Here is a 25,884-nt window from a genome sequence, read left to right as displayed (position 1 = left end):
ATGCTGCCGCGCCCGCGACGTCGTGGGCGCGGCAGATCTTCTCAGCCGCCTCTTTGCGCCCCGACGACAGGTACACCCGTGGCCGTGACGATCGACACCTCGCCCGACACCGCAGCGCCTGCGGAGAGCACCTTCCGCAAGCTCACCATGCGCTCGATCGCCTGGCTGCAGGCCGGGCCGATGATGCTGGTGTTCGCGCTGTTCTTCCTGTTGCCGCTCGTGCTGGTCGTCGTCGTCAGCGTCTGGGACTACAACGAATATGAAATGATCCCGGCGCTCAGCTTCCGCGGCTATACCGACACGTTCGAGGGCTGCGTCGCCAATTTGCCCGAGCTGTGCACCATCCTGAAGACCTATCTGAAGACCTTGAAGCTGTGCCTGCTGACCTGGGGCCTGACCCTGATGATCGGCTTCTGGGTCGCCTATTTCCTCGCCTTCCACGTCCGCAGCAAGACCTGGCAGATCGTGCTGTCCTTGCTGTGCACGATCCCGTTCTGGACCTCCAACGTGATCCGCATGATCGCCTGGATCCCCCTGCTCGGCCGCAACGGCCTCGTCAACCAGGGCCTGATCGGGGTCGGCGTCATCAACAAGCCGGTCGAATGGCTGCTGTTCTCCGAATTCTCCGTGGTGCTGGCGCTCGTGCACCTGTTCACCTTCTTCATGGTGGTGCCGATCTTCAATTCGATGATCCGCATCGACAAGCGCCTGATCGAGGCCGCCTATGACGCCGGCGCGTCGGGCTGGCAGACGCTGGTCAACATCATCATCCCCTTGGCGAAGCCCGGCATCGTGATCGGCTCGATCTTCGTCATCACCATCGTGATGGGCGACTTCGTCACCATCGGCGTGATGGGCGGCCAGCAGATCGCCTCGGCCGGCAAGATCATCGAGGCGAGGCTGTCGGCGCTGCAATTCCCCGCCGCAGCAGCGAATGCCGTGATCCTGCTCGGCATCACCGTCCTGATCATTTCCGCGCTGACGCGGATCGTCGACGTGCGCAAGGAGCTCTGAGAGATGGGAGACAAGCGCCCCCGCTCCTTCTACATTCTCGCACTGTTCTTCACGGCCTATGTGCTTTTCCTGTACGGCCCGATGATCGCGATCTACATCCTGTCGTTCCAGGGGCCGGACGGCGGCCTCACCTTCCCGATGAATGGCGTGTCGCTGACCTGGTTCGGCAAGGTGTTTTCGGGCGGTGGCATCGTCGACATCGGCGCCGCCTTCAAGCGTTCGCTGGCGCTTGGCCTCGTGGTGATGGTCATCACCGTCGTGCTGTCGGTCGCCGCAGGCATGGCGTTCCGCAAACCGTTCCGCGGCGCCTCGATCCTGTTCTACACCGCCATCGCCAGCCTGATCATGCCCTCGATCATCACCTCGCTCGGCATCGCGCTGGAATTCCGCCTGGTCGACGATTTCGTCAACAAGCACGCCGCCGACTATGGCCTGGGCTGGCTCGCCGACGGCTACACCACCGCGATGGGCCTGTTCACCTCGGGCCTAGGTGCACATCTCACCTGGACCTTGCCGTTCGGCCTCCTGATCATGTTCGCAATCTTCAACCGCTTCGACGGCCGCCTCGAAGAAGCCGCCCGCGACCTCGGCGCCACGCCCTGGCAGACCTTCCGCCACGTCGTGCTTCCGATCATCCTGCCCTCGGTCGTCGGCATCGGCCTGTTCGGCTTCACTTTGTCCTGGGACGAACTGGCACGGTCGAGCCAGGCGATCGGCTCGGTCAACACCTTGCCGCTGGAATTGCAGGGGCTGACCACAACGGTGACCAAGCCCGACATCTACGCTCTGGGCACGCTGACCTCGGCGGTGTCGTTCGTGGTGATCTTCGCGGCGCTGTCGGTGATTTTGGTGCTGCAGGCCCGCCAACGCCGTCAGGGCTCGGACGCCGGCAAGGGAATGGTGTGAGGCAGGAAGGCTGATCGCTCGATCCCTGCGCCGTTCGACATCCTCACCAAGGAGACCCTTGCCTGAGCCCCTGGATTGCTTCGCTACGCTCGCAATGACGGTTGTGGCGGGCACCGCAGATCGCATACTCCGTCATCGCGAGCGCAGCGAAGCGATCCAGGGGCGGCAGCAAAGACTCTAAGTGATCCTGCGTCGCTCCGCTTGATGAGTTGGGGGCGCCCATGAAACAGCCTTTCGTGTACATCATGGCGAGCGGCCGGAACGGTACGCTCTACGTGGGCGTGACGAGCGATCTGCCGAACCGGGCCTACCAGCATCGCGAAGGCCTCGTTCCCGGCTTCACCAAGATCTACGGCTGCAAGATGCTGGTGTGGTACGAGCCGCACGAAACGATGATCGCCGCGATCGAACGCGAGAAGCAGGTCAAGTCCGGTAGCCGCAAGAAGAAGCTGTTGCTGGTCGAAGCGCTCAACCCGCAATGGCTCGATCTCTACGAGACACTGATCTGAGTCGAATCCCAACTCAAACCGATCAAGCGGCCCCTGGATTGCTTCGCTCCGCTCGCAATGACGGTTGTGGTGGGCACCGCCGTCCCCACAAACTCCGTCATCGCGAGCGCAGCGACGCGATCCAGGGGCTACAGAAAAGACTCCGGATTGCGTATTCGCTCGCGATGATGGCAGGACTGACAGCGGAGTGCGACGCGAAGCAGGCAACTGAACGTATCGCCTCAAAGTCCCAGATACGCCTTCCGCACATCCTTGTTGCCGCTGATCTCGGCTGCCGTGCCCTGCATCAGCACGCGCCCTGTCTGCAGGATGTAGGCCCGGTCCGCGATCTCCAGACATTCGGCCATGCGCTGCTCGACGATGAGCACGGTCATGCCGGCGTCGCGGATGCGTTTCACCGCCTGGAAGATCTCGTCGACCAGTTTCGGCATGATGCCCTGCGACGGCTCGTCCAGCATCAGCAGCCGCGGCCGGGTCATCAGCGCGCGGCCGATCGCCAGCATCTGCTGCTCGCCGCCGGACAACGTCTCGGCGCGCTGCTCGAGCCGCTCCGACAGCCGCGGAAACAGCGTGAACACGAAGTCGAGCGGTTCCTCGCGATTGGCTTCGCTGCGGTAGAGATAGCTGCCGAGTCGTAAGTTGTCGCGCACCGACAATCGCGGAAACAGCCGCCGGTTCTCGGGCACATAGGCGATGCCCTTGGCCGTGATCAGATGCTGCGCCATGCCGTCGATGCGGTTGCCGTCGAAGGTGACGCTGCCCGCGCGCGGCCGCTCGGCGCCGGCGATCGATTTCAACAAGGTCGACTTGCCCGCGCCATTGGCGCCGGCGACGCAGACGATCTCGCCCTTCTCGACGTCGATCGAGACATTCGAGATCGCAACCAGGCCCTGATAGGCGGTGGTGACGTCACGCACCGACAGCATGGCGGTCTCCAAGATAGGCGGAAATGACTTTGGGATCGCGGACGACGTCCTTGGGGCTACCTTCGATCAGCACCTTGCCGAGGTCGAGCACGATGGCGCGGTCGACCAGCGGCATCACGATCTCCATGACATGCTCGACCATCAGCACGGTGATGCCGGTGTCGCGCACGCGACGCACGAGTTCGACGCCCTTCTGCGACTCGACCGGCGTCAGACCGGTCAGCACCTCGTCGAGCAGCAGCAACTTCGGCTCGGTCGCGAGCGCGCGTGCGACTTCCAGCCGCCGCTTCTCCGACGGCACGAGGTCGCTGGCGAGCACGTCGGCCCGCGCATCGAGGCCGCAGAATGCCAGCACCTCATGCGCCTTGCGGCGCGCGTCGCGCATGTTAGTGGTGCGCACCAGCGCGCCGACGATGACGTTCTCGATCACCGTCATGCTCTCGAAGCTCTTGACGACCTGGAAGGTGCGGCCGATGCCGCGCTGGCAGCGCTCGGCGGCCGGCAACGCGGTGACGTCCTCGCCGTCGAACAGGATCGTGCCCTCGGTCGGCTTGAACGCGCCGGCGATCAGGTTGAACAGGGTCGACTTGCCGGCGCCGTTCGGCCCGATCAGGCCGACGATCTCGCCGCGCCCGACCGAGATCGAGACGTCGGAGTTCGCCGTCAGGCCCGAGAATCGCTGGGTGATGTTACGGGTTTCCAATAGCGCGGTCATGACGCCACCGCCTCTCGCACCGGCTGCGCTGCCGGCTTCCGCTTGCGGGAGAACAGGCTGACCAGCCCTTGCGGCCGCGCCAGCGAGATTGCGATGATCAGGCCGCCATAGACGATCAGGTCGACCCCACGGCCGGAGCCGCCGATATAGGAGCGGGTCAATTCGGTGAGCGGGATCAGGATGACGGCGCCGAGCATCGGGCCCCACAGGGTGCCGATGCCGCCGAGCACGGCAGGCAGCGCCATCAGCAGCGAGAACTGGAAGCCCATCACGCTCTCGGGATCGATGTAGGTGACGTACATCGCATAGAAGCCGCCGCCGACCGCAACAAGAAACGCCGACACAGCCGCCGCGCCCATCTTGGAATTGAACACGACAACGCCCAGGCTCTCGGCAGCGACCGGATTGTCCTTCACGGCCCGCCACCAATAGCCCCACTTGGAATCCTCCAGCCACCAGGTCACGAACCAGGCGACGCAGGCCAGAGCGAGCGCGAAGTAGAAGTAAGGCAGCTTGTCCTTGGCAAATTGAAGGGTAAGCCAGCTATCCTGCTTCGACAGCGGGATCGTGATGCCGAGCGCGGCTCCCGCCCATTCCCAGTTCTGGAACAGCACGAGCGCAATCTCGGCGATCACGATGGTTGCAATGACGAAATAGTGTCCGCCCAGTCGGAAGCAGGGATAGCCGAGCGCCATCGCGATCACCGCCGACAGCAGCCCCCCGGCGCACATGCCGAACCAGGGCAGCATCCCGAACTTGGTGTATAGAATCGCAGTGACGTAAGCGCCGAGCCCGAAGTACAGCGCGTGCCCAAGCGAGATCTGGCCGCAATAGCCGGACAGGATGTTCCAGCTTTGCGACAGCGCTGCATACATCAGGGTCATGATCATCATGTTCTGGATGTACACATCGGTGACGTAGCGCGGCACCTGAGTCGCGAGCAGCGCCAGGCATGCCGCGACGATCAGGTCGCGCCGGCGACGTTGAATGAATGCCTTGTCCATCAGATCGATCCGAACAGGCCGCGCGGGCGGATGAAGACGATGAGGAGATAGACGCCGTAAATGCCGACGGTCTTGAGCGACGGCGGCAGGATCAAGGTGGTCATGGCCTCGACGAGGCCGACCACGATGCCGCCGGCAAAGGCGCCGAACACGCTGCCGAAGCCGCCGAGCGCCACCGTGACATAGGCGATTGTCGCAAACGAGGCGCCGACATCCGGGAAGACGTAGAAGAAGATCGCCATGACCGCGCCAGCTAGCCCGACCAGCGCCGCGCCCAGGCCCCAGCCGAGCGCGAACACCTTGTTCTTGTCGATGCCGACCAGCGCCACCGCGCCGGCGTCCTCACGCGTCGCCTCCAGAGCGCGGCCGAAATCGGTGCGGTGGATGAAGAAATACAGCCCCGCAAAGGCCGCGATCGCGATGAGAGCGCCTACCAGCTGCGGCTGCGGAAGGTAGATGCCGGCGATCGAGATCGTCTTGCCGCCCAAATAGGAGTGCGGAATGCTGCGATAGTCAGGCGTGAAAAAATACTGCGCGACGCCGCGCATCAGCACGGCCAAGCCGAAAGTCGAGAAGATCTGCACCATGCCTGTATTGGCCTTGGCCCTGACCGCAAATCTCACGATCAAGAGATAGACCACCGCGCCAAAGATGAACAGCGCGGCCGCGACCAGCGGCGCCGCCAACAACGGATCGAGCGCGAAGAACGCAAACAGGAAGAAGGTCGCGTACATCGCGATCATCAGGAACTCGCCATGCGCGAAGTTCACGACGTCCATCAGGCCGAAGATGAGCGCCAGCCCCACGGCGATCAGGCCGTAGAGCAGCCCCATCAACAGGCCGCTGGCCAAGCTTTGGATGATTGTTTCTGCCGTCACAGATCTTGCCCCACTCTCGATGTGACACTGGGTGTCGTCCTGGCGAAAGCCAGGACCCATAACCACGACTGTTTGTGTGGGGCACGACGACAGCCGATCATCGTCCAACCACGGCCTCGGAATATGGGTCCCGGGTCGGCGCAGCCACGCGCTGATGCGCGTGACTGCTTGCCCGGGACGACGCCCGAGGTACTTACTTCATCGGCCAGCTGGCTTCGGCGACCGCGGCCTGGGTCGGGAAGATCGTGACGAACTTGCCGCCGACATATTGCAGCAGCACCGGATCGGCGTCGTTGTTCTGGCCGTTCTCGTCGAACTTAACCCGCTTCCACGGCATGATCGTCTGGTCGCCAGGCATGTCGGTGGCGGCCAGCGCATCGCGGATCTTCTCGCCGTCGGTGGACTTGGCGCGGTTGATGGCATCCGCCATCACGATCAGGCCCATGAACTGGCGCGACGAGTAGTCGTTGAAGTCCTTGCCCGACTTCGCCTTGAACATGTCGTTGATCTTGCCGACCATCGGCCGCTTGGCGGCGAGATCGAGCGAGAATGAGCCGCGCGAGATCACGCCTTCGAGCTTGTCGCCGACCGCGTCATACAGCGCCTTCTCCGAGAAGCCCGCGTCCTGGGCGACGATCGCGTTCGGCTTGTAGCCGAGCTCGGCCATGGTCTTGACCAGCAGGATGCCGTCGGTGGTGTAGCTCGACGGCATCAGCACGTCGGCATTCGCAGCCTTCAGCTGCTGCACCTCGGCCGACAGCGACGGCGAATTGGCGCGGTACTTGATGTCGGCGACGATCTTGTAGCCGCGCTCCTGGGCGAGCTTGAGCTGGGCGTTGCTCGAATCGGTACCGAAGATGGTGTCCTCGTGGAACAGCGCGAGCGTCTCGATCTTGGTGCCCTTCTTCTTCATCGCGTCGAAGAAGTCGAACATCGCCTGCGAGAACATCTCGTCATGCGGGGCGGCGCGGAAATAATACTTCAGGCCGCGGCGATGCAGGCTGGGCGAGGAGTTGTCGGCGGAGAGATACGGGATCTGGTAGCGCTCGCAGATCTGGCTCGCGGTCACCGCGACGGCGCTCTGATAGGAGCCGATGACGGCTGCGACCTTCTCCTGGGTGATCAGGCGCTCGGTCTCGGCACGGCCCTTCTGCGGATCGGCCTGGTGGTCGGCGAACACCAGCTTGATCTTGGCGCCGCCGAGGCCCGGCAGGCCTTCGGTGCGGGCGAGCGGCAGGTCGTAGTCATACTTGCCGTTGATGATTTCCGCCGCGGTCTCGAACGCGCGCTGGGCGTCGACGCCGATCTGCGCGCTGGCGCCGGAGAACGGATAGATGACGCCGATCTTCACTTCCGACGTCTGGGCGCGGGCGGCAATCGGCCCGAGCGCGGCGGCAGCGGTGGCTCCAAGCAGGACGTTACGGCGCGTGATGGTCATGGCAAGATCCTCTGATGAAAGCGCATCGATGAAGCGGTTGAGGTCGGCGGTAAAGGCTCAATAAGCAGCAGGACTGCCTGATTAAGGGCGGCCTGATTAGAGGACGGCGAGATCCTTGTTCTTGAGATCGGTGATCAGCATCAGTCCCGGCGCATGCGTGATGGCGAAGGGCAGCCTGGCGGCTGCGATGACCGCCTGCGGCGTCACCCCGCAGGCCCAGAAAACGGGAATTTCATCTGCGCCGACCGGCACCGGGTCACCGTAGTCAGGCTTGTTGATATCGGCGATGCCGATCTGGTCGGGAAGACCGAGATGCACGGGTGCGCCGTGCACGGCGGGAAAGCGCGTCGTGATCTGCACCGCGCGGATCGCCTGCGCCGGCTTGAACGGGCGCATCGACACCACCATGGGACCGGCGAACGGCCCTGACGGCGTGCAGGCGATGTTGGTGCGGTACATCGGCACGCGGCAGCCCTGCTCGATATGCCGGATCGGCAGCCCGTCGGCCATCAGCGCTTCCTCGAACGAGAACGAGCAGCCGAGCACGAAGGTGACGAGATCGTCGCGCCAATGCGCCATCAGATCGGTCGGTTCTTCGACCACCTCGCCGTCGCGCCACACGCGGTAGCGCGGCACGTCGGTGCGGATGTCCAGATCGGCGCCGAGTGCCGGAATATGAGGATTGCCCGGATCGGACATGCCGATGATCGGGCACGGCTTTGGATTGAGCTGGCAGAAGCGGTGGAAGGCGCCGGCGTACTGCTCCGGGATGATGGCGAGATTGCCCTGGACGAAGCCGTTGGCGACGCCGGCCGTGCTCCAGCCCTTGCCGGTGCGATAGTCCAGGCGGGCTTGGTGGCTGGGCAGAAGGCCCGCTTTATCGGTCGATTGCTGCAATGCCGCAAAAACAGTCATTTGAGCCATTTGCCTAATATCTCGACAAACTCACTCAACATCAGCCATGCTATAAAGTCTAATCTTCGTTTTTAATCAGGATCGATAAAACAAATTGATCCAAGGCGGGCCTGATGTTGGATTTCCGTTCCATCGAGACGTTTCTCTGGGTGGTCAAGCTCGGCAGCTTCCGCGGCGCGGCGCAGCGCCTCAATACCACCCAGCCCGCGATCTCCCAGCGCATCGCCCAGCTCGAGCGCGAGCTTGGCGTCAAGCTGCTCAACCGCGACCACCGCGTGGCCTCGCCGACCGCCGTCGGACGACAGATGCTGGTCTATGCCGAGAAGCTGATCGGCCTGCGCGCGGAAATGATGGCCGAGGTCGGCGACCGCTCGGCGATGCGCGGCGTGCTCCGGCTTGGCGTCGCCGAGACCATCGTGCACGACTGGCTGCCGCGGCTGATCAAGAGCGTCAACGAGAGCTATCCGAATTTGTCACTGGAGATCGAGGTCGACGTCACGCCGAACCTGCACGCGCGCCTGCTGGCGCAGGAGATCGAGCTCGCTTTCGCATTGGGCGCGCCGTCCGAGTCGGGCATCCGCAGCCGGGTGCTGTGCGACTATCCGATCAGCTTCCTCGCGAGCCCTGCCCTCGGCTTCGGCACCGGCGTGGTCACCGCCGAGCAGATGGCTCGCTTCCCGATTATCACCTTCCCACGCAACACCCAGCCCTATGACAATGTGCGCTCGCTGTTCAATCGCCCGCATTTGCCACCGATGCGCCTGCACGCCAGCGCCTCGCTGGCGACGGTGATCCACATGGCGGTCGAGGGCCTCGGCGTCGCCGTGATTCCCGCCGCGATCGTGGCGCACGAAATCGAGCGCGGACGACTGCAGGAGCTCAAGACGGATTTGCGGATTCCGCCGCTGACCTTCACGGCGAGCTGGCTGTCGTCGCCCGAGATGGTCGCGATCGAACGCGTCGCCGAGCTTGCAGCGAGGACGGCGCAGACGGCCAGCCATCCCTCTGCGTCGGTTGACGCCGCCGTCGCGGCGCGCGATGGACAGGATGCCGGAGTACAGGGATTTCAAGCATGAGCCGCGCCGTCACCAATCTGCAGATCGATTCCGCCCGCCTCTGGGACAGCATCCACGAGACCGCCAAGTTCGGCGGCACCCCGAAGGGCGGCGTGCGCCGGCTGACCCTCAGCCAGGAGGATAAGCAGGTCCGCGACTGGTTCCGCAAGGCCTGCGAGGATGCCGGGCTTGAAGTGCATGTCGACACCCTCGGCTCGATGTTCGCCCTGCGCAAGGGGCGTGACATGGCGAAGGCCCCGGTCGGGCTCGGCTCGCATCTCGACACCCAGCCGACCGGCGGCAAGTTCGACGGCATTCTCGGCACGCTCGGCGCGCTGGAAGTGATCCGCACCCTCAACGACGCCGGCATCGAGACTGACGCGCCGCTGTGCATCGTCAACTGGACCAACGAGGAAGGCTCGCGCTTCGCGCCGGCGATGATGGCCTCCGCCGCCTATGTCGGCGACTTCACAGTCGAGGACATTTTGTCGCGCAAGGACGCCGAAGGCACCACCGTGGGCCAGGCGCTTGATAGCATCGGCTATCGCGGCGAGACCAAGGTCGGCACGCAGAAATTTTCGGGCTTCGTCGAATTGCATATCGAGCAGGGTCCGATCCTGGAGGCCGAGAACAAGACTATCGGCGTGGTCGATCACGGCCAGGGCGTGTTCTGGTACGACGGCAAGATCACGGGCTTCGAGAGCCACGCCGGCTCGACGCCAATGCCGCTGCGCCGCGACGCGCTGCTGACACTGTCGGAGTTCGCGCTGACCCTGGAGCAGATCGCGCTCAAGCTCGGGCCGAACGCGGTCGCCACCATCGGCGAGGCCGTGATCGCCAATCCCTCGCGCAACGTCATCCCCGGCGAAATCGCCTTCACCATCGACTGCCGAAGCGCCAATGCCGATACGCTGGAGGCGCTCGACGCCAGCCTGCGCGCGGCGGCCGGCGAGATTTCCAAGAAGCGCCGGGTCGAGATCGCGATCGACCAGGTCTGGCGCAAGCCGCCGACGCATTTCGATCCCAAGCTGGTCGACGCCGTCGAACGCGCCGCCGGCACGCTCGGCTATTCGCACCGGCGCATCACCTCCGGCGCCGGCCACGACGCCTGCAACCTCAATACCATCATGCCCGCGGCTATGGTGTTCGTCCCCTGCAAGGACGGCATCAGCCACAACGAACTGGAGGACGCCACTCAGTCCGACTGTGCGGCGGGCGCGAACGTGCTGCTGCACACCGTGCTGTCGCTGGCCGGCGTGGCGTCGTGATAGGCTGATTCAATCAGCTCCACAGAACTATCAGTTATCAATCACAGCCCTGAATCGCGCGGGCACACTGAGCTCCCCTCCCCCTTGCGGGGAGGGGTTGGGGGTGGGGGTCCACACAGGAAGTCTTTCCTGGGTCCCCCCTCCCCGACCCTCCCCCGCAAGGGGGGAGGGAGCGCACCTAAGTCTGCGCAGCCACTTCGCATCCTTTGTAAAGGAGACCACCCCGTGCGCGGAGTTTTCATCGACGCCAACTCGTCGCTTGCCGAGATCTTCGAGCGGCAGCGCCAATCCGGCGATCCCGAGATGCACGTACATCTCGACCCCGACATCAAGCCGGAGGACTGGCCGACCATTCTCGACGGCGCCGAGATCGGCGTGGTCGATCACACCGCGCTCCCCACCGACGTCGCCAAGCAGTGCAAGAACCTCAAGCACGTCGTCTTCCTCGGCACCGGCGCCCGCAGCTACATGAACCCCGACGAGCTCGCCGAGCTCGGCATCACCGTGCACCTGATCAAGGGTTACGGCGACACGGCCGTTGCCGAAGCCGCCATCGCGCTGATGTGGGCCTCGGCCCGCGGCATCGCCCAGATGGACCGCGAGATGCGCGCCGGCAACTGGCTCCGCGATGACGGCATGCAGCTCACCGGCAAGACGCTCGGCCTGATCGGCTTCGGCGGCATCGCCGCCGAGGTCGCGCGCATTGCGTCCGGCAGCGGCATGAAGGTGATCGCCTGGAACCGCTCGCCGAAGAGCCATCCGGGTGTGGAGTTCGTGTCGCTCGATCAGTTGCTGGCGACCAGCCACGTCGTGTCGCTGCATCTCCTGCTCAATGACGAGACCCGCGGCTTCCTCTCGCGCGAGCGCATCGCGCAGATGCGCAAAGGCGTGATCTTCGTCAACACCGCCCGCGCCGCCATCGTCGACGAAACAGCCATGATCGACGCGCTCCGCTCCGGCCACATCCGCCACGCCGGCCTCGACGTCTTCAACACCGAGCCGCTGCCGGCCGGTCACGTGCTGACGACGATTCCGAACGTGACGCTGTCGGCCCATTCGGCGTTCCGGACGCCGGAAGCGAGCGAGAACCTGATCCACGCCGCATGGGAGCACTGCCGGCGCGAGGCGAACGAGTAGTCCGCGCCCTCTCCTCCGTCATTGCGAGCGAAGTGAAGCAATCCAGAGTCCCGCGACGACCCTGGATTGCTTCGTCGCTGCGCTCCTCGCAATGACGGTGTTGCCCGAGTTGTGGCCGCAACCACCATTGTCGTCCCGGCCTAGTGCGCAATTGCGCACGCGACGCCGGGACCCATACCGCGCGATCTATCGAGAGCAGACGGAGGCAGACGCGTAGGGCGGATTAGCGCAGCGTAATCCGCCATCCCGTAGCGATGAAGAAGCCGGCGGGTTACGCTGCGCTAACCCGCCCTACGTACTGGTGTCGTCAGCTCCCGGCCGGGGCGACAACAAACAGCAGCGACTAATCCACCATCTCCGCGACCGCCTTGCCGCACGCGACCGTATCAGCATTGCCGCCGAGATCGCGCGTGCGCAGCGTCCGCTCCGCCAGCGTCCGCTCGATGGCGCCGACGATCGCCTGCGCCGCCTGCTTCTCGCCGAGATGCTCCAGCATCATCGCGCCCGACCAGATCATGCCGATCGGGTTGGCGATCCCCTGCCCCGCGATGTCGGGCGCCGAGCCGTGCACCGGCTCGAACACCGACGGAAAATTACGCTCCGGATTGATGTTGCCCGACGGCGCGATGCCGATGGTGCCGGTGCAGGCAGGTCCCAGATCCGACAAGATGTCACCGAACAGATTGGAGCCGACGACGACGTCAAACCAGTCGGGATGCAGCACGAAATTCGCGGTGAGGATGTCGATGTGGTACTTGTCCCATTTCACGCCCGGATAGGTCTTGGCCATCGCCTCGACCCGCTCGTCCCAATACGGCATCGTGATCGAGATGCCGTTCGACTTGGTCGCCGACGTCAGATGCTTCTTCGGCCGTGACTGCGCCAGCTCGAACGCAAACTTCAGGATGCGGTCGACGCCGGTGCGGGTCATCACTGTCTGTTGCGTGACGAACTCGCGATCGGTGTCCGGGAACATGCGGCCGCCGACGGAAGAATACTCGCCTTCGGTGTTCTCGCGCACCACCCAGAAATCGATGTCGCCCGGCTTGCGGTTCGCCAGCGGGCACGGCACGCCCGGCATCAGGCGGACAGGCCGCAGGTTCACATACTGATCGAACTCGCGGCGGAACTTGATCAGCGACCCCCACAGCGAGACGTGGTCGGCGATCTTGGCCGGCCAGCCGACCGCGCCGAAATAGATCGCGTCATGGCTGCCGATCTGCGTCTTCCAGTCGTCCGGCATCATCTGGCCGTGCTTCTCGTAATAGTCGTAGCTCGAGAAGTCGAAATGATCGAACTGCACGGCGACGCCATGCTTCTTGGCTGCCTGCTCGATCACGCGAATGCCCTCGGGCATGACCTCCTTGCCGATGCCGTCGCCGGGAATGACTGCGATGCGATAGGGCTTCTTGCTCATCGAGCGGATCCTCATAGTGTCGCCGGTTGTCCCGGCCGAAATCGTCGATCGCCTGAATGGACCAAACCACGGTCAAGCGCAACGCTGCGGTGCGGGATTGACCGCATGGCTGACGCGCAAGACAATCGCGCAGGACAATCGCATAAGACAATCCGGTCTCCTCCCATTCAGCGAGAGTTGCCATGGACCTTCATCTGCGCGGCAAGCGCGTTCTCATCACCGGCGCCTCCAAGGGAATCGGCGCCGCAGCCGCCGAGGCGTTTGCCGAGGAAGGCTGCCATGTCCGGCTCGCGGCGCGCAGCGCCGACCGGCTCTCGGCGCTGGTCGAGCAACTCCGGTCCAAGCACCAGATCGACGCGGCCGCGCATGTGGTGGACCTGCGCAAGTCCGAGGACGTGACCCGACTGGCACAGGAGGCCAGCGACATCGACATCCTCGTCAACAATGCCGGCGACATTCCGGGCGGCCCGATCGACAAGATCGACGAGGCCGCCTGGCGGCACGCCTGGGACCTCAAGGTGTTCGGCTTCATCAACCTGGCGCGGCTGGTCTACGCCCAGATGAAGGCGCGCGGCGCGGGTGTCATCATCAACGACATCGGCGCCGCCGGCGAGAAGTTCGACTTCAACTACATCTGCGGCAGCGCCGGCAATGCCGCGCTGATGGCCTTCACCCGCGCACTCGGCTCCAAGAGCCTCGCCGACAACATCCGCGTCGTCGGCATCAATCCCGGGCCCGTCGGCACCGACCGCCACGTCACCCTGCTCAAGACCCGCGCCAAGCAGCAGTTCGGCGACGAGAGCCGCTACACGGAATTCCAGAAAGGCCTGCCGCTCGGCCGCCCGGCGCATCCGCGCGAAATTGCCGACCTGATGGCGTTCCTGGCGTCCGACCGCGCCGGCTATACGTCGGGCGTGATCTATACCGTCGATGGCGGCATCAGCGCAGGGTGGGGTTGACCGCGGCGACCTTTCCACTCCCGGCGAAACATGATCTACCCCCCAATCGCCGGGATGCTTCCAATGAGGAGAACCAAGCTTTGGCCGACCAGGGATTGATCCGCGAGACCGCCTGTGCCGTCGTCGACAAGTTGAAGGCCGGCGATATCACGCCGCTCGATTGCCTCGATGCGCTGGAAGCCCGCATCAAGGCTGTCGACGACAAGGTCAATGCGCTGCCGACGCTGTGCTTCGATCGCGCGCGCGATCACGCCAAGGCGCTGATGAGCAAGCCGGCCGGTGCGCGCGGGCTGCTCGCAGGCCTGCCCGTCCCGATCAAGGACCTCACCGACGTCCAGGGCGTGCTGACCACGCAGGGCTCGCCGATCTTCAAGGACCGGATTCCGGAACAATCAGATCTCCTGGTCGAGCATCTCGAAGCCAATGGCGGGGTGATCTACGCCAAGTCGAACACGCCGGAGTTCGGCGCCGGCGCCAACACCTTCAACGAGGTGTTCGGCGCGACGCGCAATCCCTGGGACACGTCCCGCTCGGCGGCCGGCTCCTCCGGCGGCGCGGCGGTCGCGCTGGCGACCGGCACCGCCTGGCTTGCGCACGGCTCTGACATGGGCGGCTCGCTGCGCAACCCCGCGAGCTTCTGCGGCATCGTCGGCCTGCGCCCGAGCTTCGGCCGCGTCGCGCATACCCCGGCAGTCGCCGTTGACCGCAATCTCGGCGTCCAGGGCCCGATGGCCCGCAACGTCGAGGATCTCGCGCTGCTGCTGGATGCGATGAGCGGCGAGCATGCCGCCGACCCGATCTCGCTGCCCTCGCCCGCGCCCTCCTTCCTCGCCGCCGCCCGCTCAGGCAAGAAGCCGCTGCGCGTGGCCTATTCGCCCGATCTCGGCATCACGCCGGTCGATCCCGAAGTCATCGCCGTCACCCGCAAGGCGGCGCAGCGCTTCGCCGAGCTCGGAATCATCGTCGAGGAGGCCCATCCGGATTTCAGCGAGGCGCATGAATGCTTCCACGTGCTACGCGCGCTCGACTTCGCGATGAGCAAGCAGGAGCTGCTGCGCACCAAGCGCGACCTGCTGAAGCCCGAGGTGATCTGGAATATCGAGGAAGGCCTGAAGCTGACCGTCGCGCAGATCGCGCGCGCCGAGGCGCAGCGCGTGGCGATCACCGCGCGCGCGGTGAAGTTCTTCGAGACCTATGACCTCCTGCTGGCGCCGGCGACGATCGTGCCGCCCTTCCCGGTCGAGAACCGCTACGTCGCCGAATGCGCCGGGCACAAATTCGACAACTACGTGCAGTGGCTCGGCATCGTCTACGCGATCACGCTGGCCTGCTGCCCGGCTTTGTCGCTGCCCTGCGGCTTCACCGAAACCGGGCTTCCGGTCGGATTGCAGATGATCGCGCGTCCGCGCAACGACGCCGGTTTGCTCGCCGGTGCCAAGGTGCTGGAAGATGTTCTCGGCGTTGCCAGCTCCACCCCGATCGAGCCGCGCGCGCCGAAGTGACGAACTTTCCCCTCACCCTGAGGAGCCGCGCAGCGGCGTCTCGAAGGGTGAGGCCCGTGCGCTGGCCTCATGGTTCGAGACGCCCGCCTGAGGGCGGGCTCCTCACCATGAGGATTGGGAGGCGCGCCCGCATCTACCTTCGCTCGTCTCGGGATCATCTTCCCCCTCACCCTGAGGAGCTCGCCGAAGGCGAGCGTCTCGAAGGGCGAGGCCCCCGATTTTCGTTGCACAGCACATAGTTCCTGCCTCGGGAACATGGGACCCCTGCCGTTATTCTATATTGGCAATCCCGGTGGCTGCCGTAGAAGGGCCGCAAACGATGCTTGCCCGGAGACCGGAAATGACAGACCAGGCGATCCAGCCTGCCGCAGAGCCCGCCACGTCCATTGCCGACGTCGAGCGCCGCATCAAGGCGATCCTGATCGGCTCGGCCGGCAATCTGGTCGAATGGTACGACTTCTACGCCTACACCGCGTTTGCCCTGTATTTCGCGCCGGCCTTCTTCCCCTCGAAAGATCCGGTGGTCGAGCAGCTCAACGCCGCCGTGGTGTTCGCCGCGACCTTCCTGATGCGCCCGCTCGGCGGCTGGCTATTCGGCTATCTCGCCGACCAGTATGGCCGCAGGCTGTCGCTGACCGTCTCCGTGCTCTGCATGTGCTTCGGCTCGCTGATCATCGCAGTGACGCCGACCTATGCCACGATCGGCATCGCCGCGCCGATCATCCTGGCGCTTGCCCGCGTCATCGAGGGTCTCAGCCTCGGCGGCGAATACGGCGCCAGCGCCACCTATCTCTCGGAGGTCGCCGACGCCAAGCATCGCGGCTTCTATTCCAGCTTCCAATACGTCACCCTGATCGGCGGTCAGCTCACCGCGATCATCGTCCTCCTGCTGCTGCAGAAGGTGTTCCTGACCACCGAGGAGTTGAAGGCCTGGGGCTGGCGCATCCCGTTCTTCATCGGCGCCTGCCTTGCGATCTTCGTCGCGGTGATGCGGCGGAATCTGCACGAGACCGAAGCGTTCGTGGAAGCCAAGAAGAAGGCAGGCTCATCCAGCTCGATGGCCGCGCTGTTCAGATATCCGCGCGAGCTGCTGCTAGTCGTTGGCCTCACCGCAGGCGGCACCGCGGCGTTCTACACCTTCACCACCTACATGCAGACCTTCGTCAAACTCTCGGTCGGCCTGACCGAGGACCAGACCACGATGGTGATTTTCGGCTCGCTGCTGTTTGCATGCGTTTTGCAGCCACTGTACGGCGCGATCTCCGATCGCATCGGCCGTAAGCCGCTGCTGATCTTCTTCGGCATCGCCGGCACCTTGTCGACGATCCCGATCCTGACCGCGCTGAAGGGCACCAAGGAGCCGTTCACGGCCTTCCTGCTGATCTGCGGCGCCTGGATTTTCACCGCCGGCTACACCTCGATCAACGCCGTCGTGAAAGCCGAGCTCTTCCCCACCAACATCCGCGCGCTCGGCGTCGGCCTGCCCTACGCGATCACCGTGTCGCTGTTCGGCGGCACCGCGCCGGCGATCGCGCTCTACTTCAAGAGCATCGGGCACGAGACTTGGTTCTATTATTATCTCACCGGCGTGATCTTCCTGTCGCTGCTCATCTATGCGACCATGCGCGACACCAAGCATACGTCCGCCATGCACAGACATGAATAAGTCTGCATGAATGAGGCGCGCGAATTGAAGAGGTGCTGAGATGGCAGACGAATCCGGGCTGCCCCCCGACAGCAAGCTGACCCGCAGCAAGGAGCGCTGGGCGCGCGAAGGCAAATTCCTGACCGGGCGCATCGTGCGGCCGGAGGACCAGCGTCTGCCGCCCGGCCAGCATTTGACCCGCGACTGGCCGGTGCTCGACCTCGGCCTGACGCCGTCGGTCACACAAGAGCGCTGGCGGCTCGACGTCTACGGCGCGGTCGAAAATCCGCTGTTCTGGGACTTCGCGGCGTTCCGCGCCCAGGAGCAGCGCCAGTTCGTCTCCGACATCCATTGCGTCACGACCTGGTCGCGCTACGACAATCAATGGGAGGGGCTCGCCACGCGCGACCTGCTCGCCGCCTGCCGGCCGCGCGACACCGCCAATTTCGTCGTGCTGCATTCCTATGACGGCTACACCACCAACCTGACGCTGGAGGATTTCGCCGCCGAGGATGCGCTGCTGGCGCACAGCTGGTCCGGCGCGCCGATCACCGGGGAGCATGGCGGCCCGGTGCGCGTCGTGGTGCCGCATCTATATTTCTGGAAGAGCGCGAAGTGGCTCAAGGCGATCGAGTTTCTCGAGGCCGATAAGCCCGGCTATTGGGAGGTGCGCGGCTATCACAACCGCGGCGATCCCTGGGCCGAACAGCGCTATTCGGAGTGACGGGCTACGCCGGCGCCGAACCGACGAAGCCGTAGGGTGGGCAAAGACGCGTAGCGTCGTGCCCACCGTCGTCCCGCCGAAAAGAAGAGCCCCAAAAAGAAAAGAACGGTGGGCACGCTTCGCTTTGCCCACCCTACGGACTGCATGCTATCGCTTCCGCACCACAGCGCGGTCACCGCGATATCCGAACGTTCCAGAGACCCCTGCATGGAGTTCACCTCAGAGACCGGCAAGATCCCCAAGGGCTACGGGTATCTGCTCAAGCCGAGCGTCATCCTCGCCGCACTGACCGCACAGGATCTCGGCGGCATTCGCATCCATCTCGTGCGCAGCCACGGCCGGCGTCTGTTCGATGCACGCTATCGGCCTCCGGATGGCGACATCCCCTACGAGCGTCTCAACATCAAGGTCGGCACCGCGCATGAACGCGACCTGCCTCCGCTTCGCCGGCAGGCGAAGGACGAAGCGCTGCCGGCGCTCATCCGATGGATTACCGATCTCGTCGCGCAGGACCTGCCGACGGCGATCCGGCACGGCGAACAGGTGATAGAGCTTCTGCCTCCGCGCGAGTGATCATGCGCGGTCGCGAGTTGCTGTGAAGACGCAACGATTGGAGACCAACCATGCCGACCGAACGTTTCCAGTTTGACGGCGCAGCCGGCGACCGACTGTCCGCGGCCCTCGACCTGCCCGACGGCGCGCCGCGGGCGTACGCGCTGTTCGCGCATTGCTTCTCCTGCGGCAAGGACACGCATGCGGCGCGGCGCATCGCGATGGCGCTGACCGCGCATGGCATCGCGGTGCTGCGCTTCGACTTCACCGGCCTCGGCTCCAGCGAAGGCGATTTTGCGAACACGACCTTCTCCTCCAACGTGGCGGACCTCGTTCGCGCCGCTGATCATCTGCGCGAGACGAGGCAGGCGCCTTCGATCCTCATCGGCCACAGCCTCGGCGGCGCCGCTGTGCTGGTCGCGGCCGGCGACATCCCGGATGCGAAAGCCGTGGTGACCATCGCCGCCCCTTCCGATCCGGCGCATGTCACCGCGATGTTCAAGGACAGCCTCGAGGCGATCCGCCGCGACGGCACGGCCGAGGTCTCGCTCGCCGGTCGTCCGTTCCGCATCAGCAGCTCGTTCCTCGACGACGTCGCCGAGCAGCGCCTGCTCGACAAGGTCAAGCATCTGCACAAGGCGCTCTTGGTGATGCACTCGCCCGTCGACGACACCGTGGGGATCGACAATGCGACCCACATCTTCGTCGCCGCCAAGCATCCGAAGAGCTTCATTTCGCTCGACCATGCCGATCATCTCATCAGCAGCAAGCAGGATGCGGCCTACATCGCCGAGGTCATCGCGAGCTGGGCCGGCCGCTACGTCGCGCCGGCGGCCGCCGAGCCCGCGGCCACGGACGGCCCGCGCGACGTGGTCGTGCGCGAGACCTGCTCGAGCAAGCTGCAGCAGAGCATCGCGCTCGGCCCGCATCGTCTGACAGCGGATGAGCCCGTCTCGGTCGGCGGCCAGGACACCGGTCCGGGCCCCTACGACCTCCTGCTCGCCGCGCTCGGCGCCTGCACCTCGATGACGATGCGGCTCTATGCCGACCGCAAATTCCTGCCGCTCGACCGCATCACCGTCACCCTGCGCCACAGCAAGATCCATGCGGAGGACTGTGCGGAATGCGAGACCAAGGTCGGCCTGATCGATCAGCTGGAGCGCGAGATCCATCTCGACGGTGCACTGGACGACGAGCAACGCAAGAAGCTGATGGAGATCGCCGACAAATGCCCGGTGCACCGGACCCTGACCTCGGAGATCCGCATCGTCACGCGCGTGGCGGAGTGAGTTCATTCGCTGCGACACTCCCACCGTCATTCCGGGGCAAGGCCAAAAGGCCTTGAACCCGGAATCCCGAGATTGTCTTGCGTTCATATCCGACCATCTCGAGATTCCGGGTTCAATCGCCGATGCGCGGCCGCGCATCGACGATTGCCCCGGAATGACGGTGGATGACGCAATGAGACTAACGCGCCGGCTGCGGCTCCGCCTTTAACGGCCTTACGCGCAGCACGCCGCGCAGCCCCACTGCCGTGCCGATGAAGATGCCGCCGATCGCCACGAAGGACGGCAGCGCCAGGGTCGACAATCCGGTAAGCCCCTGCCCGACCGAGCAGCCCAGCGCCATGACGCCGCCGACGCCCATCAGCGCGGCGCCACTGGTGGAGCGCAGCATGTGCTGTGGCGAATGAAAGCCTTCGAGCTTGAAGCGGCGTGTGACGATCGCCGTCACGAGACTGCCGGCGAGCACGCCGGCCACGGTCGCGATGCCGAAATTCACGGTCGACCCGGTCGACAGCATCACATATTGCAGACCATCGGCGATCGGCGCGACAAAAGTCAGCGACGCCACTGGCACCGGATTGAAGTCGTCGGCGCCCAGATATCCGGTCGCGAACCATCCGGCCGCAATCAGCAGGCCGACGATGAGGCCCGCGAGCATCTGGCCGGGTGCTCGCCGGAATGGCGCATGCGCGAACGCAAAGACGATCAGCACGCCGCCGAGCGCGAGCGCCGGCAGCAGCCGCGCGGGAGCACCATGCAGCCCACCGACCGACAGCAGCGCGGGGAGCGACGTCGCCGCTGCCGTCGTCTGCGAGCCCTGCATCAGCGCGATCCGCAGCGGCGCGATCAGGCCCTTCAACGTCATCTCCGCTGCGATCGCCAGCACGGTAACGACGACGAAGGAGCGCAGATTGCCGCGGCCGAGCAGCACCAGCGCGCGCGAGCCGCAGCCGTTCGCCAGCACCATGCCATAGCCGAACAGCACGCCGCCGGCGAACATCAGCGGCATGGAAAACGTCGGCTGGAGATAGATCGACTTGCCGAGATCGACATAGCCGACGGCCGCAAGCAGTTGCGTGGCGATGACCGCGATGCCCATCGCCAGCGCATACGTGCGCGCCTTCAGGCCGTCGCCATCGGCCCACCAGCCGCGCAGGCTGCTCACCATGCAGAAGCCGCTGAGCAGTCCGACGGCGCCATAGACCAGGCCAATCCCGAGACCGGCCATGATGGCCACATCAGCAGCTTCCGGCACGCGCGGCAGTCCTTCTGGTTGCGGAGAAAGTGCGGCGGCGCACCGGCCATGCAAGCATCGCTTTCGCTTGACGCGCGCGGATTATTCGCCACGATATCGCGCTTAACTAGTTCAGAATGCTTGTTCCAACAAGCATCACCGGGAGAGAACGCCGTGGTTTCACCAGCGCAGCCTGATGCGCCGACCCTGGCCCGTGCGCGGCCGGAAGGCCGCCGATGAGCGGCACGGCGCCCCTCTCTCCCGACGCCCTCGCCCGCGCCTGCGCGGATGCGATGTGGCAGGACGATCGCGCCAGCCAGGGACTGGGGATGCAGATCGTCGAGATCGGCCCGGGCCGCGCGACCTTGCGGATGACGATCCAGCCGCACATGGTCAATGGCCATGGCATCGCCCATGGCGGCTTCATCTTCACGCTGGCCGATTCCGCCTTCGCGTTCGCCTGCAACTCGCACAACGACCGCACCGTGGCCGCCCAGGGCAGCATCAGCTTCATCCGGCCCGGCAAGCTCGGCGATGTGCTGACGGCGCGCGCCCAAGAAGTGTCGCGCAGCGGCCGCTCCGGCATCTACGACGTCCGCGTCACGGCAGGCGAGACCGTCGTCGCCGAATTCCGCGGCCATTCACGCAGCATCGGCGGCACGCTGGTGCCGCTCGATGCAGGCGACGCGCCCTGACCCATTCGCCCGCGCTCCCGCCGAAGGACCTCACACCATGACCAAGCTTCAATCGCCCGGCGCCTACGTGCCCGAGATGGACGACATCGAACGCGCGTCGCGCGACGAGATCATGGCGCTGCAAACCAGGCGCCTCGCCTGGTCGCTGAAGCACGCCTACGACAACGTCGCCCATTACCGGCAGGCGTTCGACAAGGCCGGCGTCCATCCGTCGGACTTCCGCGAGCTGACCGACCTCGCCAAATTTCCGTTCACGGTGAAGACGGACCTGCGCGACAACTACCCGTTCAACATGTTCGCAGTCCCGCGCGAGCAGCTGGTGCGGGTGCATGCCTCGTCGGGCACGACCGGAAAGCCGATCGTCGTCGGCTACACCAGGAATGATATCGCGACCTGGTCGACCGTGATGGCCCGTTCGATCCGCGCCGCCGGCGGACGCAGCGGCATGATCATCCACAATGCCTATGGCTACGGCCTGTTCACCGGCGGCCTCGGCGTTCACTACGGCGCGGAGCAGCTCGGCTGCACCGTGGTGCCGATCTCCGGCGGCATGACCGAGCGGCAGGTGCAGCTGATCAACGATTTCCGGCCCGACATCATCACGGTCACGCCGAGCTACATGCTGGCCATCCTCGACGAGTTCAAGCGCCAGGGCCTCGATCCACGCGAGAGCTCGCTCAAGATCGGCATCTTCGGTGCCGAGCCCTGGACCAACGCCATGCGCGCCGAGATCGAGGACGCCTTTGCGATGGACGCAACCGATATCTACGGGCTGTCGGAGGTGATCGGTCCGGGCGTGGCGCAGGAATGCCTGGAGACCAAGGACGGGCTGCACATCTGGGAGGATCATTTCTATCCGGAGATCGTCGATCCCGACACCGGCCGTGTGCTGCCCGACGGCGAGATCGGCGAGCTGGTGTTCACGTCACTGACCAAGGAGGCCTTCCCCGTCATCCGCTATCGCACCCGCGACCTGACGCGGCTCCTCCCTGGCACGGCACGGCCGGGCATGCGACGCATGGAGAAGGTGACGGGCCGCTCCGACGACATGATCATCCTGCGCGGCGTCAACCTGTTCCCGTCGCAGATCGAAGAGATCCTCCTGACCACCGAATGGTGCGGCGGTCATTTCATGCTCGAGCTGACCCGCGAAGGCCGCATGGACGAGCTGACCATCTACGCGGAATCCCGCCCCGAGCATTGGGACGAAACGGGGTTGGGTGAGCACGCCGAGCGGATCTCGATCCACATCAAGAACACGATCGGCGTGACGGCAAAGGTGAAGGCCGTGCCGCCGGACACGCTGGAGCGCTCGGCGGGCAAGGCGAAGCGGATCAAGGATCGGCGCCCGATGGAGTGATGCGTCTGCGCCCTTCCATCTATCCCCTCTCCATGAACACGCCTCTTGGCGTGTTCATGGTCCGGTGTGCAGTGCGCCCGGCTTTTGACCCTCATGGTGAGGAGCGCCGCAGGCGCGTCTCGAACCATGAGGCAACAGCTCGGGCCTCGCCCTTCGAGACGCCCGCCTTTGGCGGGCTCCTCAGGGTGAGGAGTAGCAGTGGCGGTGCGCCCTCTCACATATGATCGTAATCCACCACCACCCGCTCCGTCACCGGCTTCGCCTGGCACGTCAGCACGAATCCCGCCTGCAATTCCCACGGCTCCAGCGAGTAGTTCAGCTCCATCTCGGCCCTGCCCTCGACCAGCTTGGCGCGGCAGGTGGAGCACATGCCACCCTTGCAGGCGAACGGCAGATCGACGCCGGCGCGCAACGCGGCGTCGAGGATGGCTTCGCCCTCGGCGACAGGAACCTCGCGGCGCTTGCCGTCGATGATCAGGGCGGCGATCGCCTTGGGTGGCGCGGAGTCGGGGACGACCATCTTCGCCCGCGGCTTGCCGCGTGCGCCTGAGACGAAGCGTTCGACGTGGACGCGGTCGCCGGGGATACCGAGCGTGCAACAGGCGGCCTCGATGTCCTCGCTCATCCCGGTGGGGCCGCAGATGAACACATGGTCGACGCTCGAAGCCGGCACCAGCGAGCGCAGCAGCATGCGCACCTTTTCGCCGTCGAGACGGCCGTGCAGGATCGGCAGGTCCTGCTCCTCGCCGGAGATGACGTGGAAGACTGAGAAGCGATCGAGGAAGCGGTCCTTCAGTTCCTCGAGCTGTTCACGGAACAGCATGCCCGCCGTGGTGCGGTTGCCGTAGAACAGGAAGAAGCGGCTGTCCGGCTCGCGCGCCAGCACCGCCTTCACGATCGACAGAATCGGCGTGATGCCCGATCCCGCAGCAAAGCCGACATGCGTGCGCGACACCTCAGGCTGCAGCGCCACGCCGAAGCGTCCGGTCGGCGTCATCACGTCGATCTCGTCGCCGCGCTTCAGCTCATCGGTGACGAAGCTGGAGAACGCGCCGCCATCGACGCGCTTCACGGCGATACGGATCTCGTTGTCATCGGGTCCGGAACAGATCGAATAGGACCTGCGCACCTCTTCCCCGCCGAGCGTGGTCTTCAGCGTGAGATATTGGCCGGGCGCGAACTGATAGTCCGCAGCCAACTCGTTCGGAATCGCAAAGGTCAGCGACACCGCATCCGGCGCCTCGTGGCGCAGGTCGCGGACGGCAAGACGATGGAAGCGTGGCGTAGTGGACATCGAACTATCCCCGGCGTCATTGCGAGGGGCGAAGCGACGAAGCAATCCAGGACTCCGGGCGTGGCCCTGGATCGCGTCGCTGCGCTCGCGATGACGGTTGCTGCATTAGTGGCACTTGAAGTAGTCGAACGGCTCGCGGCACGATTTGCAGCGCCACAGCGCCTTGCACGAGGTCGAGCCGAATTCGGCGAGCTGCTCGGTGTCATCAGACCCGCATTGCGGACACGCGACCTCGGCGACGCCGAACAGCGCGCGGCGTCCGCTCGTGGCTTGCGGCGGCGCGATGCCGTACTCGCGCAGCTTGCGGCGGCCCTCCTCGCTCATCCAGTCGGTGGTCCAGGCCGGCGACAGCACGGTGCGAACGCTGGCCTCGCGGAAGCCTGCGCGCTCCAGCGCGAGCTCGATCTCCAGCGCGATCATGTTCATGGCCGGGCAGCCCGAATAGGTCGGCGTGATCGCGACCTCGACGCGGTCGCCCACCACCTCGACCTCGCGCAGCACGCCGAGATCGTCGATCGTCAGCACCGGAATTTCCGGATCGGCCACCGACGCCGCCGCGTCCCAGGCGCGCTGCCGCAACTCCGCCGGGCTGATGTCGGCGACTACCACGTCGCACCAGGGAAGCTGCGCTGCATGTATTGCAGCTCGCTGAGGAGATGACCGAGATGCTCGCTGTGGCGCCCGTCGCGGCCGCCCCGCTGCATCCAGTCGTTCTCCGGCAGGGTCAGAGTCGCCTCACGCGCGACATGCGAGACGATCGACAGCCATTCCGGCAGCAGCATCGTCGGATCGATCGCGATCCCGGCATCGATCAGGCTGCGCTCGCTATCGTCGATGTTGAACATCTCCCCGGTGTACGCCCAGAGATCGTCGACAGCGGCCTGTGCGCGGCGATGGCTCTCGTCGGTACCGTCGCCGAGCCGGATCACCCATTCGCTGGCATGGCGCAGATGATAGGCGCATTCCTTCTCCGACTTCGCCGCGACCGCCGCCAGGGTCGCATCGGTCGAGCCCATCATGCCGCGCCAGTAGAGATCGGCAAAGGCCGCGTAGAACAGCTGCCGCACCATGGTCTGCGCGAAGTCGCCATTGGGACGCTCGACCAGCAGCAGGTTGCGGTACTGCCTGACGTCGCGGAGATAAGCGAGCTTGTCCTCGTCATTGTCGCGGCCCTCGACCTTCGCCGCATAGCCATAGAGCTCGCGCGCCTGGCCGATCAGGTCCAGCGCCATGTTGGACAGCGCCATGTCCTCTTCGAGAACAGGCGCGTGACCGCACCATTCGGAAAGACGATGGCCGAGGATCAGCGCATCATCGGCGCGGCGCAGCGTGTAGAGCACCAGCGGCGTTTCGGAGACGGTGATCGAGGGGGCGGTCATGACGTTTCGCCTCTGAAGCCACGCATTCGACCTCATCCTGAGGAGCCCGCCGCAAGCGGGCGTCTCGAAGGA

Annotated in this window: 25 protein-coding genes; 14 read left to right on the top strand and 11 right to left on the bottom strand. The window is 65.1% G+C overall.

Going from position 1 to position 25,884, the window contains the following annotated elements:
- Positions 1-78 precede the first annotated feature (78 nt).
- The 3 genes from NLR35_RS25230 (at position 79) to NLR35_RS25220 (ending at position 2,429) form a co-directional block, all read left to right on the top strand.
- Positions 79-1,014, top strand: coding sequence for an ABC transporter permease (locus tag NLR35_RS25230; RefSeq protein WP_257169234.1), 936 nt, complete (start codon positions 79-81; stop codon positions 1,012-1,014).
- A gap of 3 nt (positions 1,015-1,017) precedes the next feature.
- Positions 1,018-1,920, top strand: coding sequence for an ABC transporter permease (locus NLR35_RS25225; protein ID WP_257169233.1), 903 nt, complete (start codon positions 1,018-1,020; stop codon positions 1,918-1,920).
- A gap of 221 nt (positions 1,921-2,141) precedes the next feature.
- The gene (locus tag NLR35_RS25220; RefSeq protein ID WP_257169232.1) at positions 2,142-2,429 is read left to right on the top strand and encodes a GIY-YIG nuclease family protein; all 288 of its coding nucleotides are present in this window, start codon (positions 2,142-2,144) and stop codon (positions 2,427-2,429) included.
- 221 nt (positions 2,430-2,650) lie between these two features.
- Here the strand turns inward: NLR35_RS25220 and NLR35_RS25215 are convergent, their stop codons facing one another.
- From NLR35_RS25215 to NLR35_RS25190, 6 genes are all read right to left on the bottom strand, one after another.
- Positions 2,651-3,355: an ABC transporter ATP-binding protein gene (locus tag NLR35_RS25215; RefSeq protein ID WP_257169231.1), complete on the bottom strand. Its 705-nt coding sequence runs from the start codon at positions 3,353-3,355 to the stop codon at positions 2,651-2,653.
- On the bottom strand, positions 3,339-4,070 hold the full coding sequence (locus NLR35_RS25210; RefSeq protein ID WP_257169230.1) for an ABC transporter ATP-binding protein: 732 nt from the start codon (positions 4,068-4,070) through the stop codon (positions 3,339-3,341). The genes NLR35_RS25215 and NLR35_RS25210 overlap by 17 nt, the downstream gene beginning before the upstream one ends.
- Positions 4,067-5,074: a branched-chain amino acid ABC transporter permease gene (locus NLR35_RS25205; protein ID WP_257169229.1), complete on the bottom strand. Its 1,008-nt coding sequence runs from the start codon at positions 5,072-5,074 to the stop codon at positions 4,067-4,069. Before NLR35_RS25205 ends, NLR35_RS25210 begins: the two co-directional genes overlap by 4 nt.
- The gene (locus tag NLR35_RS25200; protein WP_257169228.1) at positions 5,074-5,952 is read right to left on the bottom strand and encodes a branched-chain amino acid ABC transporter permease; all 879 of its coding nucleotides are present in this window, start codon (positions 5,950-5,952) and stop codon (positions 5,074-5,076) included. The genes NLR35_RS25205 and NLR35_RS25200 overlap by 1 nt, the downstream gene beginning before the upstream one ends.
- 193 nt (positions 5,953-6,145) lie before the next feature.
- Positions 6,146-7,390, bottom strand: coding sequence for an ABC transporter substrate-binding protein (locus NLR35_RS25195; RefSeq protein WP_257169227.1), 1,245 nt, complete (start codon positions 7,388-7,390; stop codon positions 6,146-6,148).
- A gap of 96 nt (positions 7,391-7,486) precedes the next feature.
- Positions 7,487-8,305 carry a putative hydro-lyase gene (locus NLR35_RS25190; RefSeq protein WP_257169226.1) on the bottom strand — a complete coding sequence of 273 codons (819 nt, stop codon included), beginning with the start codon at positions 8,303-8,305 and terminating at the stop codon, positions 7,487-7,489.
- A 113-nt stretch (positions 8,306-8,418) separates the two neighbouring features.
- On the opposite strand from NLR35_RS25190, the gene NLR35_RS25185 reads away from it, so the two are divergent.
- From NLR35_RS25185 to NLR35_RS25175, 3 genes are all read left to right on the top strand, one after another.
- The gene (locus NLR35_RS25185) at positions 8,419-9,381 is read left to right on the top strand and encodes a LysR family transcriptional regulator (RefSeq protein WP_257169225.1); all 963 of its coding nucleotides are present in this window, start codon (positions 8,419-8,421) and stop codon (positions 9,379-9,381) included.
- Entirely contained in the window at positions 9,378-10,628 is a 1,251-nt protein-coding gene (locus NLR35_RS25180) for a Zn-dependent hydrolase (protein ID WP_257169224.1), read from the top strand. Before NLR35_RS25185 ends, NLR35_RS25180 begins: the two co-directional genes overlap by 4 nt.
- Before the next feature lie 225 nt (positions 10,629-10,853).
- Positions 10,854-11,765: an NAD(P)-dependent oxidoreductase gene (locus NLR35_RS25175; protein ID WP_257169223.1), complete on the top strand. Its 912-nt coding sequence runs from the start codon at positions 10,854-10,856 to the stop codon at positions 11,763-11,765.
- A gap of 343 nt (positions 11,766-12,108) precedes the next feature.
- Here NLR35_RS25175 and NLR35_RS25170 read toward each other — a convergent pair whose 3' ends face one another.
- On the bottom strand, positions 12,109-13,182 hold the full coding sequence (locus NLR35_RS25170) for a tartrate dehydrogenase (protein ID WP_257169222.1): 1,074 nt from the start codon (positions 13,180-13,182) through the stop codon (positions 12,109-12,111).
- A gap of 182 nt (positions 13,183-13,364) precedes the next feature.
- On the opposite strand from NLR35_RS25170, the gene NLR35_RS25165 reads away from it, so the two are divergent.
- The 6 genes from NLR35_RS25165 to NLR35_RS25140 all read left to right on the top strand — a co-directional run bounded on the left by NLR35_RS25165 (position 13,365) and on the right by NLR35_RS25140 (position 19,853).
- Positions 13,365-14,141 (top strand): SDR family oxidoreductase, encoded by a 777-nt coding sequence (locus tag NLR35_RS25165; protein ID WP_257169221.1) that lies wholly within the window; start codon positions 13,365-13,367, stop codon positions 14,139-14,141.
- 80 nt (positions 14,142-14,221) lie between these two features.
- A complete protein-coding gene (locus NLR35_RS25160; RefSeq protein WP_257169220.1) occupies positions 14,222-15,643 on the top strand; it encodes an amidase in 1,422 nt (473 codons plus the stop codon).
- Between the two features lie 340 nt (positions 15,644-15,983).
- Positions 15,984-17,309 (top strand): MFS transporter, encoded by a 1,326-nt coding sequence (locus NLR35_RS25155; RefSeq protein ID WP_257169219.1) that lies wholly within the window; start codon positions 15,984-15,986, stop codon positions 17,307-17,309.
- A 40-nt stretch (positions 17,310-17,349) separates the two neighbouring features.
- The gene (locus tag NLR35_RS25150) at positions 17,350-18,012 is read left to right on the top strand and encodes a sulfite oxidase-like oxidoreductase (RefSeq protein WP_257169218.1); all 663 of its coding nucleotides are present in this window, start codon (positions 17,350-17,352) and stop codon (positions 18,010-18,012) included.
- A gap of 207 nt (positions 18,013-18,219) precedes the next feature.
- The gene (locus NLR35_RS25145; RefSeq protein ID WP_257169217.1) at positions 18,220-18,585 is read left to right on the top strand and encodes a hypothetical protein; all 366 of its coding nucleotides are present in this window, start codon (positions 18,220-18,222) and stop codon (positions 18,583-18,585) included.
- A 50-nt stretch (positions 18,586-18,635) separates the two neighbouring features.
- On the top strand, positions 18,636-19,853 hold the full coding sequence (locus NLR35_RS25140) for a bifunctional alpha/beta hydrolase/OsmC family protein (RefSeq protein WP_257169216.1): 1,218 nt from the start codon (positions 18,636-18,638) through the stop codon (positions 19,851-19,853).
- A 178-nt stretch (positions 19,854-20,031) separates the two neighbouring features.
- On the opposite strand, the gene NLR35_RS25135 is transcribed toward NLR35_RS25140, so the two are convergent.
- Entirely contained in the window at positions 20,032-21,078 is a 1,047-nt protein-coding gene (locus tag NLR35_RS25135) for a YeeE/YedE family protein (RefSeq protein ID WP_257169323.1), read from the bottom strand.
- Positions 21,079-21,320: 242 nt separating this feature from the next.
- Here NLR35_RS25135 and paaI point away from each other — a divergent pair, with 242 nt between their 5' ends.
- Together paaI and paaK are read left to right on the top strand one after the other, a co-directional pair.
- Positions 21,321-21,779, top strand: a complete 459-nt coding sequence (gene paaI / locus NLR35_RS25130; protein WP_257169215.1) for a hydroxyphenylacetyl-CoA thioesterase PaaI — start codon at positions 21,321-21,323, stop codon at positions 21,777-21,779.
- 37 nt (positions 21,780-21,816) lie between these two features.
- On the top strand, positions 21,817-23,139 hold the full coding sequence (gene paaK / locus NLR35_RS25125; protein WP_257169214.1) for a phenylacetate--CoA ligase PaaK: 1,323 nt from the start codon (positions 21,817-21,819) through the stop codon (positions 23,137-23,139).
- 214 nt (positions 23,140-23,353) lie between these two features.
- On the opposite strand, the gene paaE is transcribed toward paaK, so the two are convergent.
- The 3 genes from paaE to paaC all read right to left on the bottom strand — a co-directional run bounded on the left by paaE (position 23,354) and on the right by paaC (position 25,812).
- The gene (gene paaE, locus NLR35_RS25120) at positions 23,354-24,433 is read right to left on the bottom strand and encodes a 1,2-phenylacetyl-CoA epoxidase subunit PaaE (RefSeq protein ID WP_257169213.1); all 1,080 of its coding nucleotides are present in this window, start codon (positions 24,431-24,433) and stop codon (positions 23,354-23,356) included.
- 105 nt (positions 24,434-24,538) lie between these two features.
- A complete protein-coding gene (gene paaD, locus NLR35_RS25115) occupies positions 24,539-25,042 on the bottom strand; it encodes a 1,2-phenylacetyl-CoA epoxidase subunit PaaD (RefSeq protein WP_257169212.1) in 504 nt (167 codons plus the stop codon).
- Positions 25,036-25,812 (bottom strand): 1,2-phenylacetyl-CoA epoxidase subunit PaaC, encoded by a 777-nt coding sequence (paaC, locus tag NLR35_RS25110; protein ID WP_257169211.1) that lies wholly within the window; start codon positions 25,810-25,812, stop codon positions 25,036-25,038. The genes paaD and paaC overlap by 7 nt, the downstream gene beginning before the upstream one ends.
- Positions 25,813-25,884 lie beyond the last annotated feature (72 nt).

It is taken from the genome of Bradyrhizobium sp. SRS-191, from assembly GCF_024586915.1.
Lineage (GTDB): Bacteria > Pseudomonadota > Alphaproteobacteria > Rhizobiales > Xanthobacteraceae > Bradyrhizobium.
This window is presented reverse-complemented; position numbering and strand designations above follow the sequence as displayed.